The 14,823-nt window shown below is 58.3% G+C and carries 14 protein-coding genes; 7 read left to right on the top strand and 7 right to left on the bottom strand.

Translation table 11 applies throughout. From position 1 onward, the window contains the following. Positions 1-43 precede the first annotated feature (43 nt). From ACR0JR_RS09700 to ACR0JR_RS09725, 6 genes are read right to left on the bottom strand one after another with little or no spacing between them, the layout of a single operon-like run. Positions 44-337, bottom strand: coding sequence for a cytochrome C oxidase subunit IV family protein (locus ACR0JR_RS09700; protein ID WP_480455987.1), 294 nt, complete (start codon positions 335-337; stop codon positions 44-46). Then, positions 337-885: a cytochrome c oxidase subunit 3 gene (locus tag ACR0JR_RS09705; protein ID WP_480455988.1), complete on the bottom strand. Its 549-nt coding sequence runs from the start codon at positions 883-885 to the stop codon at positions 337-339. Before ACR0JR_RS09705 ends, ACR0JR_RS09700 begins: the two co-directional genes overlap by 1 nt. After that, positions 882-2,804 (bottom strand): nitric oxide reductase activation protein NorD, encoded by a 1,923-nt coding sequence (locus tag ACR0JR_RS09710; RefSeq protein ID WP_480455989.1) that lies wholly within the window; start codon positions 2,802-2,804, stop codon positions 882-884. The genes ACR0JR_RS09705 and ACR0JR_RS09710 overlap by 4 nt, the downstream gene beginning before the upstream one ends. Positions 2,805-2,813: 9 nt before the next feature. After that, positions 2,814-3,623: an AAA family ATPase gene (locus ACR0JR_RS09715; RefSeq protein WP_480455990.1), complete on the bottom strand. Its 810-nt coding sequence runs from the start codon at positions 3,621-3,623 to the stop codon at positions 2,814-2,816. Positions 3,624-3,625: 2 nt separating this feature from the next. Beyond that, positions 3,626-5,026, bottom strand: coding sequence for a cbb3-type cytochrome c oxidase subunit I (locus ACR0JR_RS09720; protein WP_010443110.1), 1,401 nt, complete (start codon positions 5,024-5,026; stop codon positions 3,626-3,628). A gap of 16 nt (positions 5,027-5,042) precedes the next feature. After that, positions 5,043-5,492 carry a c-type cytochrome gene (locus ACR0JR_RS09725; RefSeq protein WP_010443109.1) on the bottom strand — a complete coding sequence of 150 codons (450 nt, stop codon included), beginning with the start codon at positions 5,490-5,492 and terminating at the stop codon, positions 5,043-5,045. A gap of 302 nt (positions 5,493-5,794) precedes the next feature. On the opposite strand from ACR0JR_RS09725, the gene ACR0JR_RS09730 reads away from it, so the two are divergent. Next, positions 5,795-6,844 carry a Hint domain-containing protein gene (locus ACR0JR_RS09730; RefSeq protein WP_480455991.1) on the top strand — a complete coding sequence of 350 codons (1,050 nt, stop codon included), beginning with the start codon at positions 5,795-5,797 and terminating at the stop codon, positions 6,842-6,844. Between the two features lie 25 nt (positions 6,845-6,869). Here ACR0JR_RS09730 and ACR0JR_RS09735 read toward each other — a convergent pair whose 3' ends face one another. Beyond that, complete coding sequence (locus ACR0JR_RS09735; RefSeq protein WP_480455992.1) at positions 6,870-8,060, bottom strand: NnrS family protein; 1,191 nt, start codon at positions 8,058-8,060, stop codon at positions 6,870-6,872. 244 nt (positions 8,061-8,304) lie between these two features. On the opposite strand from ACR0JR_RS09735, the gene ACR0JR_RS09740 reads away from it, so the two are divergent. From ACR0JR_RS09740 to ACR0JR_RS09765, 6 genes are all read left to right on the top strand, one after another. After that, the gene (locus ACR0JR_RS09740; RefSeq protein ID WP_480455993.1) at positions 8,305-9,981 is read left to right on the top strand and encodes a cytochrome D1 domain-containing protein; all 1,677 of its coding nucleotides are present in this window, start codon (positions 8,305-8,307) and stop codon (positions 9,979-9,981) included. A 124-nt stretch (positions 9,982-10,105) separates the two neighbouring features. Continuing rightward, a complete protein-coding gene (locus ACR0JR_RS09745) occupies positions 10,106-11,896 on the top strand; it encodes a NapC/NirT family cytochrome c (RefSeq protein ID WP_480455995.1) in 1,791 nt (596 codons plus the stop codon). 54 nt (positions 11,897-11,950) lie between these two features. Beyond that, entirely contained in the window at positions 11,951-12,352 is a 402-nt protein-coding gene (locus ACR0JR_RS09750) for a cupredoxin domain-containing protein (RefSeq protein WP_480455996.1), read from the top strand. Positions 12,353-12,542: 190 nt separating this feature from the next. Continuing rightward, entirely contained in the window at positions 12,543-13,304 is a 762-nt protein-coding gene (gene cobA, locus ACR0JR_RS09755) for a uroporphyrinogen-III C-methyltransferase (protein ID WP_480455997.1), read from the top strand. Then, positions 13,297-13,680, top strand: a complete 384-nt coding sequence (locus ACR0JR_RS09760; RefSeq protein ID WP_319545883.1) for a c-type cytochrome — start codon at positions 13,297-13,299, stop codon at positions 13,678-13,680. The genes cobA and ACR0JR_RS09760 overlap by 8 nt, the downstream gene beginning before the upstream one ends. Then, positions 13,677-14,822 carry a cytochrome D1 domain-containing protein gene (locus ACR0JR_RS09765; RefSeq protein ID WP_480455998.1) on the top strand — a complete coding sequence of 382 codons (1,146 nt, stop codon included), beginning with the start codon at positions 13,677-13,679 and terminating at the stop codon, positions 14,820-14,822. The genes ACR0JR_RS09760 and ACR0JR_RS09765 overlap by 4 nt, the downstream gene beginning before the upstream one ends. Position 14,823 lies beyond the last annotated feature (1 nt).

A 14,823-nucleotide genomic window follows, 5' to 3' on the forward strand; every position in this document is an offset into this window, starting at 1 on the left:
TGCGTGACACTTCGCCGTCTCCTCGGAGGCGGCGTTTTTTTGGTCAGATCAGGTAGAGGACGAAGATGATGATGGCAAATCCTGTAGTCACCATGGTGAACCCCCGCAGCCAGGCCGGGCTGTTTGCGAGATCAAGATAACGAGCCAGGATGACGCGGCATTTCGCCAGTGCGAGGATCAGAATGCCGCCGGCCAGGGCGGCAGGCGGGATGGGCAGCACAGTCAGCAGTGCAGATGCGACGCTGAGCATCAGAAGGGTTAGCCATGCGCGTGTGAGCGCATTCGGGAGTCTCCGGCGGGCGTATTTAGGAAAAGATGAAGCTGCGGGCATCCGCATTATCCCAGCAGGTAAATCACGGGGAAAAGCAGGATCCAGACCAGATCGACCATGTGCCAGAACTGCGCACCTGCCTCGATGTTGCGGGGGTCATCGCGCCAAGCGACCAGCAGCAGGATGCCGACGCCAGCCAGCACATGAGCGGCGTGAAAGCCGGTCAGCAGGTAGTAGAACAGGAAGAACGGGTGGGTCTCGTAGGTGATCCCTTGTGCGGCTTTGCCTGCGTATTCCACGCCCTTGATGACAAGGAATACGGCGCCCAGCGCGGCGGCGGCGATCAGTGCCAGACGGGCTGCGAGCCGACGCGCGATCTGTCGCCAGTGCAGCGCTTGCGCCGCCAGATAGCCAGAGGTGACCAGCACCGCCGTATTGAGCGCCGCTCCGGTACGATAGAGATGCGATTGTGCTTCGGCGAACCCGGCCGGATCGGTCAACCGAACGCCCATGAAGGCAATCAGGCCAGCGCCGAATACCAGCAGTTCCGAGATGATCAGAACCCACATCAACAACTCGCCCGGAAGCTCGTCGATCAAAGAGGTATCACTCATGCGCCAACCAGTTGGCGGTAGATCTGCGGCAGGGCCATAGTCAGGCGGTGCGGATCGGGGATGACCGCAAATCCGCCTTGGCCGAACATGCGCGGGAACCAGCTTTTACCGGTTTTGTCGATGGTAACACCAAAGACCGATTGCCCGGCGCGGCGTGCCTCGCGGATGGCTTGGCGTGTGTCTTCGATACCGTGACGGCCTTCGTAGTGGTCCAGATCGTTGGGTTTGCCATCGGTGATCACCAGTAGCAACCTGCGTTTGCGCGATTGACTGGCCAGATCAGCCGAGCAATGGCGGATCGCCGCACCCAGCCTTGTATAGTGGCCCGGACGCAGGGACGCGATGCGCTGTTCTACCAATCTGCCCATCGGCTCATCAAACCGTTTGCAGCGCTGCACGTAGACGCGTTGGCGTTTCAGCGAGCTGAAAGCGTGAATGGCAAAATCGTCACCGCAGGCGTTCAGACCCCAGGCCAGCGCGGCCAGTGCCTCGCGTTCGATGTCGATCACGGCACGGCCTGTCACGGCGCTTTCGGTGGAGCGGCTGACATCCAATAGAATCGAAACGGCCAGATCGCGGGCTTCGGGGCGGGATTGCATCCAGACGCGTTCATTGCCTTCACCGCTGGCGTGGCGATCGGTTTCGGCACGCACGGCGGCCTCGATATCCAGTTGATCGCCGTCCAGATGGCCGCGGGTCATGACGCGGCCCGGGCGCAGCGCCTCGAACTGGCGCTTTACGGCGCGGATGCGGCGGGCGGTGGCCGGGTCTTTGCCGAATTCAGCCGAGTCTTCGCGGATATCGGCATCCGACAGCAGGACGTTGACGTGATCCGGCAGGTACTGCCCCGTACGCACGTCCCATTCAGGATAGAGGATGCGGCCTGAAAGACGCTCGCGGTTCACGTCCTCGGGCGCGAGGTCCAGATGCAGTTTCAGCTTGGTTGGCGGGGCTTTGGAGATCTGCCCCAAACCGATTTCTTCCTGATCGTCGGCGGCTTTCTTGGCGTTATCGGGATCGTCATCATCGATGCGCCGATTGATATTCAGGAACTCGGCCCAGCTGAGGATCGCTTCGAACTTGTGCAGGATGAAACTGTCACTGCGGTTGGCCTGATCCGATTTACGGCGGCGGGCGCGGTGGGTTTTCTCCCCTGATTCCTCAGGTGGACCTTCGGTATCGGGGTTTTCGACCTCGTTGTGTTCGGAAAATCCGACGGCGCGCAGTTCGGGCCACAGGGGAACAGGGCGGAGATGCTGATATCCACGTGGGGCGGTCAGATCATCATCCAAGGTCAGAAGCTGCTCGGCCCGCGCTGACAGGGGTGCGGGATCGCCCAACATGTAACGAACCAGTTCCTCGACCGCTGCTTCCACGGGAGGCAGGCCAGGGATGTCGCGGTGATGCAACACACCCTTGCAAAGCTCGTTATAAAGTGGGCGCAGGCCGGGGGCGTCGTCCAAAGTAGCCTCGACCATGCTCTGCGCGGCGATCAACGCGCGCAGGTCAGCGCGCAGAGGGTCATCTTCATCAATCCGGGTTCCGGCATGGGCGGCAGCAGCGGCCAGCCAGACAAAAAGCGCGCCATTGGCTTCGCGCGCGGGGAAAACGGCCAGCCGGTCCGGTAGGCGCAGAACTTCGCCATCGAAGGAGGCGCGCGGCATCAGCTCGGCCTCGGTTGCCAGCTTGCGGCGCCAGCTTAAACGGTGACGTGAAACCTCGGGTGAGACCGGGCGCAATTCAACGCCCGGACTACCCCCAAGCCCTCGGAAGAGGACGGCCAGCCGCCCTGCGACCTCAGAGAGGTCGACCGCGGCTCCATCATGCACCTCAGGTGCATCAAGGCGGCTGGCAAGGGTGTGCCATAGTTTCCCGATCGTTTCTTCGGGTTCCCATGGCTCAAAATCGATCCTGACCATCGGCCGGCCTCACCCAAAGACAGCCGTGACAAGATCGAGGAGCCCGCGTTTGATGTCCTCGTCATCAGTCAGAGGTTCAATCATAGCGGCAAGGATGGCGCGGTCGGTTGACATGCTCTGTGCGATTAGCGTCGCGGCATAGACAACCAGACGGGTGGAGACGCCTTCCTCAAGGTCCTGACCCTTGAGCCCACGCAGCTTGTTCGCCAACCGGATCAGGGGCTTGCAGCGCTCCAGCGCCAGCCCGCTTTCCTGCGCGACAACTTCGGCTTCCATCTCGGGCGATGGGAAGTCGAATTCCAGCGAGATGAACCGCTGCCGGGTCGAGGGTTTCAGGGTTTTCAGGATATTCTGGTATCCGGGGTTATATGAGGCCACCAGCATAAAGCCGGGCGCGGCCTCAAGTTCTTCGCCGGTGCGATCGATCGGCAGGATGCGCCGGTCGTCGGTCAGCGGGTGCAGCACGACGGTGACGTCCTTGCGGGCCTCGACCACCTCATCCAGATAGCAGATCGCGCCTTCGCGCACCGCGCGGGTCAGGGGGCCATCAACCCAGACGGTTTCTCCACCTTTCAAAAGGTAGCGGCCAATCAGGTCGGCAGCGGCAAGGTCATCGTGGCAGGCCACGGTGTAAAGCGGGCGGCCAAGCTTGGCGGCCATGTGGGCCACAAAGCGGGTCTTGCCGCAGCCCGTCGGCCCTTTCAGCAAAACCGGCAGATCGTTGTTATAGGCGGCGGTGAATACATCGCATTCATCACCTTGGGCGAGGTAGAAGGGGGCGTTTGCCGCCCCCTCGTTCAGTTTCATGGAGCCGTCCATCTTCATGACTCCGCCGCGACGTGGTCAGGATCGCTTTCCAGCCGGTCGCGTTCGATTGGGCCGGGTTCGACCACCTCTTTCCGGGGAACCCAGATCGAGTAGATGAACAGCAGCGCGCCAAGGACCACAACCACACCAGAGCCGAGACGCATCCAGTAGAAGATCGCGATCTGGTCCTGTACGTCCATGAAGTAGTCACCGACCACACGTTGCATGTGAGTCTGCACGGTACCGCCGAAAGTCAGGACGAAGGTCATGAACACCATGCCGCTGGTCATCAGCCAGAACGAACCCATGTTCAGAACCTGATTATAGGGATCACGGTTCTTCAGGATCGGCATCGCGTAGCTGAAGATCGCCAGGTTGAGGCAGACATAGGCACCGTAGAAGGCCAGGTGACCGTGCGCGGCGGTGATCTGTGTACCGTGGGTATAGTAGTTCACCCCATGCAGTGTGTGCAGGAAGCCCCATACACCGGCACCAAAGAAGGCGAGCGTGGCACAACCCAGCGACCACAGAAGCGCGGCCTTGTTGGGGTGGTCACGACGGCCTTTCCAGACCATGACGAAGGCAAAGGCCATCATTGCGAAGAACGGGATCACCTCGAGGCTCGAGAAGATCGAACCGATCCACTGCCAGTAAGCAGGCGTACCGATCCAATAGTAGTGGTGACCTGTCCCAAGGATGCCCGAGAACAACGCGGCGGCGACGATGACATAAAGCCATTTTTCGACGACCTCACGGTCTACACCTGTTAGTTTGAGCATCAGGTAGGCCAGGATCGACGCCATGATCAACTCCCACACACCTTCGACCCACAGGTGGACAACATACCACCAATATTGCTTGTCCAAGGACAAGTTGCCCGGGTTGTAGAAGGCAAACAGGAACAGAAGCGCCAGACCCCACAGACCCAACAGCAAGATGTTGGTGATGGCGGTTTTCTTACCCTTCAGAACAGTCATCGACACGTTGTAAAGGAAGATCAGCGCGGCCACGACAATACCCATCTTGACCCATTTGGGTTGCTCAAGGAACTCGCGCCCCTCTTTGCCCAGCAGCCAGTTGCCTTCGAACAGGTTGAAGACATAGGTCACAACCACGCCCAGCGTGCCGACCACAAGAATGATCAGCTGCAGATAAGCCAGCTTGGGTGAATGGATTTCACGTTCCGCCTCTTCCGGGATCAGGAAGTAGGCCGCTCCAAAGAAGCCAAGGATCAGCCAGACGATCAAAGAGTTGGTGTGAAGCATCCGCACGATGTTGAACGGCAGAAGCTCACTCAGGAAGTTCGGGAATACATAGATGAAACCGGCCAGAAGGCCGCCGATCACCTGTATCGCGAACAAGGCCATAGCTACAGCAAAGTAGGCATAGGCTATTTTTTGGGATTCGTATTTCATTGCTCCGTTCCCTTTCTCAGCCTGCCTCGTTGGGCGGCCAGCCCTGGGCGTCGATATTGTCGGTCCAGATCAGGAAGTTCGCCAGATCACGGATCTCTTCGTCGCTGAGGTTGAAATTGGGCATCTGTCGACGACCGGGAATGCCGGTCGGTTGTGCTTCCATCCAGCCCTTAAGTGCTTCAAAGGCTGATTCTGGGTCGTCCAGCACACCCCATCGGGTCATCACATTCGCGACTTCCGGCGCATAGTAGGCACCTTCACCCATGATAGTATGACAGTTGATGCAGGCGTGTTTTTCCCAGACATGCTTGCCCCGGACCACACTTTCATCAAGCTTTGCCGAATTCTCGGAGTTGACGATATACAAGTGCGAATGGGCCGACAGGGCCAGAAAGATGAGGATGAAGAACAGTGACCCGCCATAGAATATGTTGCGAGCCATGCTCTTTGTCATGACTTCTCGCATTGCGCTCTCCTTTGCGCAGATTAGCTAGTATGGAGACAATGCCGCTTGGGTAGTGGGGCTGCCTTAACGAAAGTCAAGACTGCAGAGGATGAGCGTTCCCCATTCCAAATCTTTGGTCATCAGAGGCCAACAACGATCTATCTTGACCCAACAACGGCAGATTCCCCTCATTAAACCGATATTTTTAATCGAATAATAACCTTGAAAACTGCATTTAGGGTGGTCAATTTCTTGCAGAATTCTTTGTCGGTCGGGGTTTTCCCTTCGGCCTGCGGTCCACTCAAGCTAGGCGGATAATATCAATGCCTATTAATATCTACGGTGCCTTTCGTACTGACACGACGATGACAGACAACACAGCGACCTTTGCGACGCTTGGGGCCACGTTTCAGATATCCCAATATAGCCAGATCACGATTGACGATGGTGCGGATGGGTCGGTTATTGAAGGCGACAATATCGTCAATGAATCCCCGAACGACCCGACCCAGACCTATTTGGGAGAGGTGTTTATCTGGGACTACACGATCGAAGTGAATGATGGCGTCAACACCTATCAGATTGGTGTGATGGACTGGGATGAAAACGGAGATGGCGATTTCGATTTCCCAACGGCGGAACAAGGCTATTTTCTCGGCTTTATCGGTGATGTACCCCCACTTAATACAACGCTGACTGTTGGCTCGGTTGTCGACAACGGCGCGAATATTGAAGTAGATACCGTTGTTCCCTGCTTCTGCGCTGGCACGCTGATAGATACACCAACCGGACCTCGCGCGATCGAAACACTATCCACTGGTGACAAAGTCGTCACCTTGGATCACGGTCCCCAAGTTATTCGTTGGATTGGATCGCGAACGCTTGATGCGTCTGAACTGGCTCGCAAACCCAGATTACGCCCTATCCGGATCGCTGCCGGTAGTCTGGGCAGCGGCCTGCCACGTCGTGATCTTTTGGTCTCACCCCAGCACCGCATGCTGATCCGTTCGAACATCGCGATTCGCATGTTCAACAGCGAGGAAGTCCTGGTCCCAGCCCACAAGCTTGTTGGCATCCCGGGAATTACTGTCGAAGAGGACGCTCAGAATGTCGTCTACCATCACATGCTCTTCGACCGGCATGAGATCGTGTTGGCCGAAGGTGCGCCATCCGAAAGCCTATTCACCGGGCAACAGGCGCTAAAGGCTATACACCCGGAAGCACTGGCTGAAATTGTTGCGCTTTTCCCTGAACTGGCCTCGCAGGATCATCAACCTGTGGCTGCGCGCCAGATTCCCAGGCAGGGAAGAAAAATCCACTCATTGCTGCGACGGCACAAAAAAAACGACAGAGCCTTGATCCGACCGTCTTGATACGGATTCATCGGCGCGCCTACAGTCAGGAAGCAATACGTGGCCCAGTCAAAGCAGGCCACATCGTGATCAGGTAAAGAACGATAGCGCTGATCCACAGACCGTCAGATACCAACATCATGACCAGATACCCCTGGTCGGTCACTGAACCAACCCAGCGCAAAATAGCAGCCGAAGCCATAAGACCGTAGGCGACCGCCATAGGTGGTGGGGCAACAAGTGCGCGGCCGCTATGGCCCAAAGCAGCCCGACTCATCACAGCTAGGGTCATGCCTCCGACACAACCGATCCCCAGAACGTGCAACGCGCCGATTTCGCTGCCGATACCCAGAACCGCCACCCCCCATAAAACCAGCCCCAGTGCCAGCATTCCCAGACCCAGATGCAGGGCAACCAAGATCGGTTGACGTATGGCCCAGCGCGCGCGCCATCGTGACATGCGCAGGATTTGGGTTATGCCAAGCGCTACGGCCGCGCCACCCGCTATCTTACCCAATCCGAAGAGAAAAACGCTGAGCGGTAGTAGCAGCGCCAATCCCATGCTGGCTTTGTCTAATGCAGCTACCGACACCGGCCACGCGGCTTCCGGCTCGCCAGCGCGCTTCATCGCATTCCGGGTGAAAGCTGGCGTTATACGTCCACCAAGTATCGCGATCATGCTGCACAGCGTCAGCAATCCTACACGCAATCCTATGTCCAGTGTACCGCCGGTAATGCCCATCCAATCAAGATGGGTCAGCAGATTGGCAATCCAGAAATAGCTGAGCAACAACAGAAAGATCATGTTCTGCGGCTTGGGGCGTCGGATCAGTTGGCTTGCGATCTTTGCCGCCAGAATCGGTACAAAGGCCAGATCGAAGACAGCGACCAGACCCGGCGGCAGAGCCCCGGAGAACCACATCGCGATCCGTCCGGCCAACCAGATACCCGCGGCAATAACAATAAACTGTACCCTTGCTTCCGGCGTACCCGTCCAGTTTGGCACCGCTGTCAGTAGAAATCCTCCAAGGGCAGCCGTGGCATATCCAAATATCATCTCATGCGCATGCCACATGGGTGGGTTCATGGCATAGGTCGGATTTTCGTAACCGACCAACCCGGTCTGAGTCGTGAGCCACACACCCCAAGCACCACCCGCGAATACACCGAATAGCCCCGCTGACAGAAAAAAGACGCGAAATCCTTCACTCAGTACCCGCGCGATCATTGCCGGCATGCCTGCTCTCCTCGGCCTTAGTGGCTGTTGGATCCGGTCTAACAAACCCGACTCGTTCGGGACTTAACCGAAATCAAGCACCCGGAGAAACATGACCTTAAAACATAGGTTTTTCTCATAATTTAAAGGCTAATCAGGACCTTCATTTTCCAGTTTGCGACCCTTCCGTTGACTTTCGTCAAGGAGTGATCGGCGCCAATGTTTCAGTCTGCAACCTGCCTCACCACGCAAATGGAGAGTGATCATGTCACTTGGAATCAGCTACGATAAGACCGGCCGCGCCTTTGGGGTCGGTTTGGCAATGCTGCTGGGCTCTGTCGCCGCGCCAGCATTTGCCGAAGAGCCAACGTTGAGCGACGAAGCATTTGAGTCGTCCAAGCAGCTCTATTTTGAACAATGCGCAGGGTGCCACGGCGTTCTGCGCAAAGGTGCAACCGGTAAGAACCTGGAACCTCACTGGAAAAAAACTGCAGCAGACGGCACCGTCACAGAAGGCGGCACGCTTCAGCTGGGTCAGGAGCGCCTTGAAAAGATCATCGCCTGGGGAACCGAAGGCGGGATGAACAACTTCTCGGACATTATGACCGAGCAGGAAATCAAGGACATGGCGACATACATCATGATGGAGGCCCCCAAGCCGCCGGAAATGTCGCTGGAGCAGATGAAAGAGACCCGCAAGGTCTATGTGGAAGAGGCCGACTATCCGACCGAGCCGCTGCATGGCCGCAACTGGGAAAACTTCTTCGTCGTCATCGAACGTGACGTGGGCAAAGTGGCTGTTATCGACGGCGACACCAAAGAAGTGCTGACCCACATCCCGACCGGTTATGCCGTACACGTTCTGAAAGCGTCTGAGCACCACTCGATCACCGAGCCGGAGCATCCCGGCCGCTTCTGGTACACGATGGGCCGCGACGGCAAGATGACTAAGATCGACCTCTGGCAGAAGCCTGAGAACATGTTGGTTTCCGAGGTCAAAATCGCCTATGACGCACGCGACGTTGCCGTTTCCGGCGACGGTAAATACGTCATCGGTGGCGGCTACTGGCCGCCGCATTTCGCGATCGTTGACGCGCAGACCATGGAACCGGTCAAGGTCGTTTCTACACGCGGTACCAACGTAGACGGCGAGTATGTGGAAGAAGCCCGCGTAGCCGCGATCTACACCACGCCGAACGAACCCACCTGGATCGTTGCCGTGAAAGAGCTCGGCCAGCTGTGGCAGGTCGATTATACCGACCTGGACAACCTGCGGATCGACAAGATCAACTCGGCCAAGTTCCTGCATGACGGGTTCTTCGACCCGACAGGCCGGTACTTCCAGATCGCTGCGAACGCGTCGAACAAGATGGTCGTCGTCGACACCGAGACCCACAAGCTGGAAGCGATGATCGACACTGCAGCCCTGCCGCACCCGGGACCCGGCGCCAACTGGGTCGACCCGAACTGTGGTCCGGTGGCTGGTACAACCCACCTTGGTGTTGGTACCGTAACGGTCTGGGGTAACGACCCCGAAGGTCATCCGGATCAGGCCTGGAAAACCTGCTACGAAGTGGAAACAGACGGCCCCGGCCTGTTTGTCCGTACCCACCCGAACTCGGACTACATCTGGGCCGACCAGACCAAACACCCCGAGCCGGAAATTCAGCAGTCTGTTCAGGTCATCTCGAAAGAGACCGGCGAGATCGTGAAAACCATCCAGATCACCGAAGACGAAGGCAGCGCCGCTGTTCACTTTGAATTCAACGCGGATGGTACCGAGGTCTGGGTTTCCAAATGGAACCTGTCGGATTCGAAGGAACCCAACGGTCAGATCGTAATCTTCGACGCCAAGACGCTGGAAGAGATAGGTCGTATCGACGGGCTCTATGCCCCGACTGGCAAGTTCAACGTCTACAACCGGTCGAACCACGTCACCTGACGGTTTGAGAACCAACACCGGAAAGGGCGGGCCCCTCGCCCGCCCTTTCCTCGTTTGACCCATCAGCCAAACTCACCGGCCTGCCATCTAAGGCCAGATAAGAAAGCCAAAACGGAGCCCGGATATGACCTCCGAACCGGATAAGAAAAAACCGATCTGGCGCCGGTATTTCCTATGGGGAATGCCTGTGGCCGGTATTGCTGCGGCCTTTGTCGGCGGCATCATCTTCTGGGGCGGGTTCAACACCGCCATGGAAGCCACCAACACCAAGGATTTCTGCATCTCGTGCCACGAAATGCGCGATTTCGTCTATGAAGAATACACCGGCACGATCCATGACGTGAATCGGTCGGGCGTCGGCGCGGTCTGTTCCGACTGCCACGTGCCCAAGGACTGGACGCATAAGATCATCCGCAAGATCAAGGCGTCGAAAGAGCTGTACGGCAAGATGGTCGGCACCATCAACACACGCGAAAAATTCGAAGCCAAACGCGTGCACCTGGCGATGAACGAATGGGAGCGGATGAAGTCCAGCGACTCGCGTGAGTGTCGCAACTGCCATGACTTCGAGTCGATGATGCCCGAGTTCCAAAAACCCCGTGCGCGTCAGCAGCACCTGAATGCGATGACCGTCGGGCAAACCTGTATCGACTGTCACAAAGGGATTGCACACTCGGACGCCCGGGATCGGGCTGACGAGGAGTATCTGGAAAAGCTTGAGGCCCCGAACCCGTCCTTTATCCGCGAGATACCGCCGGAATACCTGGCCAGCCTGGAACGGATCGAAGCCAAAGAAGCTGCCGAAGCTGAGGCCGAAAAAGCTGCCAAACAGACACAGCATGAAGCCATGCAGGCTCAGATTGCCGCGGCTGTGGATGCGGCGGTGGCCGAGGAGCGCGCCAAAGCCGGCGGCGAAGAGGCCGCAGCGCCTTCAGGTGGTGGAGGTGGCAGCGATGTCGGCTCGGACATAGATTGGAACGCGGTAGCTGCTACAGATCTCAAGCTGTTCTACCCCGGTCAGGCTTCGTTTGAATGGGTACAGAATGGCAAATTCCACGGAGGCGCTCGTCCGCTGACAAAAGGTGGTGACCAGTGCACGACCTGTCACGCCAAAGAGCTGGATACCATCGGCAACAAAATCGTCGCAGGTGGTGAGCTTGAGCCGACGCCGATCCCCGGCAAACGGGGCGTGATCGATGCGACCGTACAGGCCGCGCATGATGATCAGAACCTCTATGTCCGACTGCAGTGGCCGGATGCCGGGCACAATCCTGCACCTTTCGTTGATGGTGGCAAAATGGACCCTGACAACCAGATCAAGGTTGCCATGATGATCACCGGCACAGGGATCGAACTGGGCGAACAGGTGGGGTGTTGGGCCTCGTGCCACGCCGACAACAGCTATATGCCATTCGCGCCCGAGGCGGACGCCATCGCAGGCAACGCCGATGTGGCGGGACGCATGACATCTCAGGATACCGTGACCAAATACATCAGCGAAAGCCGCACCGATGTCGAAGTCAAAGGTCGTCGTGGCAAGGCGCTGGGTGGCTGGGACAAGCTGAAGGCCGAGGAGGAGCTTGCGCAATATCTTGAGGATGGCACCTATCTCGACCTGATGCGCGTCTATGCAGACGGCAGCGCAACCAACGGATATCTGCTTGAGCAACGCGTGGTGAACGAGGGTGAGATCGCGGCTGCGGCCAGCCTTGATGGTGGTATGTGGACAGTTGTGTTCTCGCGGCCACTGAACTCCGGCGCGCCCGGTGACGTGCCGCTGGAGGCCGGTCAGACCTACACGGTCGGCTTTGCCATCCACGATGACTTTGCCGCCGCGCGGTTCCACCACGTCACGCTGGATACCAGCCTGGCGCTGGACGATGACAGCGCCTTCATCAACGTGGTCAAACAATAAGGAACTGGGGCCGGGCAATCCGGCCCCTTCCGCTTAGAAGAGGAGACTTGGACGATGAAACCCCAACACCTTCTTCCCGCTTTGCTGTTTGTAGCCGCACCTGCCTGGGCGGATGAGACCGCCGAGCTATGCGCTGAAGCCGAAGAGCGTTATACCGAGCTGTTTGGTCAGCCCTCATCCTCCGTTGAGGATGCGGAAGTGGTGCTGATGTACAAATACACCTTCTGCCCCGTCGAGCTGACCGTGAAAGCAGGCACCACGGTGCGCTGGGTCAATATGGACAAACGCACCAGCCACTCGGTCCTGCTGAAAGATGGCAGCGAACCCGAAAGCGACAGGCTGTTTCCTGAGGAAACGGTTGAACTGACCTTCCTCACCCCCGGCCCGCAGGAGTATTTGTGCGGACCCCATTGGGAGACGCAGAACATGATCGGCATGATCACCGTCGAACCCTGAGCCGAGGCACCATACAGGCATGAGAGAGAGGAGCGCGGGACCAATTCCTGCGCTCCTTAACTTTAGTCAAGGAGGTTCCTTTTCGATTGCGCCAGTCTGGCCGCATGACACGCCCGGCTCACCCAGCAACGTCCCCTGATCGCGCAGGAATTCCGGGCTCCGAAGACATTCAGACCAAGCGAGTTTGCACATGAGCGGTAAGGTTTTTCTGATTGGCGCAGGCCCTGGTGACCCTGAACTGATGACCCTGCGCGCACTGCGGATGCTGCAAGAGGCGGATGTGGTTGTTTATGACCGTCTGGTCTCGGCCGATATCCTCAACTTGCATGCCGAGAGCGCACGGCTGATCCCGGTGGGAAAGGCCCCCAAATGCCATACGGTGCCGCAGGATCGCATCAACGAAATCCTGGTCGAAGAAGCAAGCGCCGGTCACACCGTTGCGCGGCTGAAAGGCGGCGACCCGATGATCTTCGGGCGTGGATCGGAAGAGGCGGCGCATCTGATGGCCAACGGCATCCCGGTCGAATATGCGCCGGGCATTACCGCAGCGCAGGGGGCATCCTGTTCCACCGGCGTGCCGCTGACCCATCGCGGGCTGGCGACCTCGGTGCAATATGTCACCGGGCATCGGCAGGCTGACAAGGTGCTGGATCTGGATTGGAAACGTCTGGCCGACCCGGACTCGACGCTGGTTGTCTATATGGGCGTCGCCAATATCGGCCAGATCGCCATGGGGCTGATGACCAAGAACCTGCCCGGTTCGACCCCGGTGCTGGCAGTTGGTAAAGCCACCACACCGGATGAACACCGCATGGTGTCCCGGCTGGATCGATTGGCAGCGGATGTGCGCGACGCTGATTTGAAAGCACCGACGCTGTTCATCATCGGCAAGGTCGTATCGCTATACGCAGAACGGCCCGTGGCTGAACTTCTGGAGCAGGCGCATGGCTAAGTTTGGTTCGAGGCGATCAGGGGGCAGTCGGTCGCTGCCCGATGGTGCTGCCAAGGGCCCAGGTTGGACCGCGCGCGCTGTACTGACAACGGCTGTGCTTGTGGCCACATCTGCCTTTGCCGCCGACACTCTTGACCCCAACGCGCTGAAACGTCTTGTCCATCAGGACTGCGGCTCGTGCCATGGGCTGTCGTTGAAAGGCGGTCTCGGCCCTGATCTGAGATCCGAGACATTGGAGCACTACGACGCGGACGTTCTGACCGGCGTGATTCTCGATGGCATCCCCGATACCGCGATGCCCCCATGGCGGCCTTTGATCAGCGAAGAAGAGGCTGAATGGATCGCGCGTTATCTGCTGGCACAGGAGGCACAATGAAACAGCTCATCCTCACCCTTGCCGCCACCCTGCTGATGACAACAGCACAGGCTGAGCCCACCGCGACCGGAGACCTCGGCCTTGTGATCGAACGGGCAAAAGGCTCGGTCCTGCTGGTGGATCAATCCGACCGCGCCGCGCTGGCCCGGATCGAAGGGCTTGGCGATCTCTCCCATGCCTCATTGGTCTATTCCCCCGATGAACGCTTTGCCTATGTCTTCGGGCGCGATGGAGGACTGACTAAGGTCGATATCGTCACCCGCCAGATCGTGAACCGCGTGGTCCAGGCGGGCAACGCCATCGGCGGCGCGATTTCGGATGACGGAAAACTGGTCGCCGTATCGAACTATGAACCCGGTGGCGTGCGTGTCTTTGACGCCGAGACGCTGGAGATGGTGGCCGATATCCCAACTGACAGCAAAACCATCGGTCTGGTCGACGCACCGGGTCGCCGGTTTGTCTTTACCATGTGGGATACGGGCGAGACCTGGATCGCCGATTTCGCCAAGGGTGACCCCGCAATCACCAAGATCACCGATATGGGCAAAAACCCCTATGACGCGCTGATCACCGCCAATGGTCGCACCTATATCACCGGCCTGTTCGGTGAGGATGGACTGACCGCGCTGGACCTGTGGTCCGACAATCCCGAACCCATCCGCGTGCTGCCTGACTATGGTCGCGGACAAGAAGAAATGCCGGTCTACAAGATGCCCCATCTCGAAGGCTGGGCGCTGACCGGGCGCGAATTCGTGCTGCCGGCTGTCGGCCATCACGAGGTTCTCTGGATCGCTTCCGACACCCTGACCGAGACCGGGCGCACGCAGACCCACGGCCAGCCGGTCTTTGCCATGGCCCGACCCGACGGTCGGCAGGTTTGGGTGAATTTCGCCCACCCGTTGAATGATACAATTCAGGTCATTGATTCAGTGAGCAAGGAAATCATCCACGAGTTCAAACCCGGCCCCGCCGTGCTGCATATGGAATTCACGCCTCGAGGGCATGAGGTTTGGATCAGCGTCCGCGATGCCAACAAAGTCATGGTCTACGACACCCAGACCTTTGAAAAGCTGCGCGAGATTGAGGCCGACAGCCCCTCGGGCATTTTCTTCACCGCGCGTGCGCACAGAACGGGGCTTTGAC

It is taken from the genome of Ruegeria sp. AA3, assembly GCF_056542905.1.

Excerpts from the sequence above, each read along its gene's own strand:
- ACR0JR_RS09725 (WP_010443109.1), bottom strand. The coding sequence starts at position 5,492 with ATGCGAGAAGTCATGACAAAGAGCATGGCTCGCAACATATTCTATGGC.
- ACR0JR_RS09740 (WP_480455993.1), top strand. The coding sequence starts at position 8,305 with ATGTCACTTGGAATCAGCTACGATAAGACCGGCCGCGCCTTTGGGGTC.
- ACR0JR_RS09760 (WP_319545883.1), top strand. The coding sequence starts at position 13,297 with ATGGCTAAGTTTGGTTCGAGGCGATCAGGGGGCAGTCGGTCGCTGCCC.
- ACR0JR_RS09730 (WP_480455991.1), top strand. The coding sequence starts at position 5,795 with ATGCCTATTAATATCTACGGTGCCTTTCGTACTGACACGACGATGACA.
- ACR0JR_RS09735 (WP_480455992.1), bottom strand. The coding sequence starts at position 8,060 with ATGCCGGCAATGATCGCGCGGGTACTGAGTGAAGGATTTCGCGTCTTT.
- cobA (WP_480455997.1), top strand. The coding sequence starts at position 12,543 with ATGAGCGGTAAGGTTTTTCTGATTGGCGCAGGCCCTGGTGACCCTGAA.
- ACR0JR_RS09765 (WP_480455998.1), top strand. The coding sequence starts at position 13,677 with ATGAAACAGCTCATCCTCACCCTTGCCGCCACCCTGCTGATGACAACA.
- ACR0JR_RS09705 (WP_480455988.1), bottom strand. The coding sequence starts at position 885 with ATGAGTGATACCTCTTTGATCGACGAGCTTCCGGGCGAGTTGTTGATG.
- ACR0JR_RS09750 (WP_480455996.1), top strand. The coding sequence starts at position 11,951 with ATGAAACCCCAACACCTTCTTCCCGCTTTGCTGTTTGTAGCCGCACCT.
- ACR0JR_RS09710 (WP_480455989.1), bottom strand. The coding sequence starts at position 2,804 with ATGGTCAGGATCGATTTTGAGCCATGGGAACCCGAAGAAACGATCGGG.
- ACR0JR_RS09700 (WP_480455987.1), bottom strand. The coding sequence starts at position 337 with ATGCGGATGCCCGCAGCTTCATCTTTTCCTAAATACGCCCGCCGGAGA.
- ACR0JR_RS09745 (WP_480455995.1), top strand. The coding sequence starts at position 10,106 with ATGACCTCCGAACCGGATAAGAAAAAACCGATCTGGCGCCGGTATTTC.
- ACR0JR_RS09715 (WP_480455990.1), bottom strand. The coding sequence starts at position 3,623 with ATGGACGGCTCCATGAAACTGAACGAGGGGGCGGCAAACGCCCCCTTC.
- ACR0JR_RS09720 (WP_010443110.1), bottom strand. The coding sequence starts at position 5,026 with ATGAAATACGAATCCCAAAAAATAGCCTATGCCTACTTTGCTGTAGCT.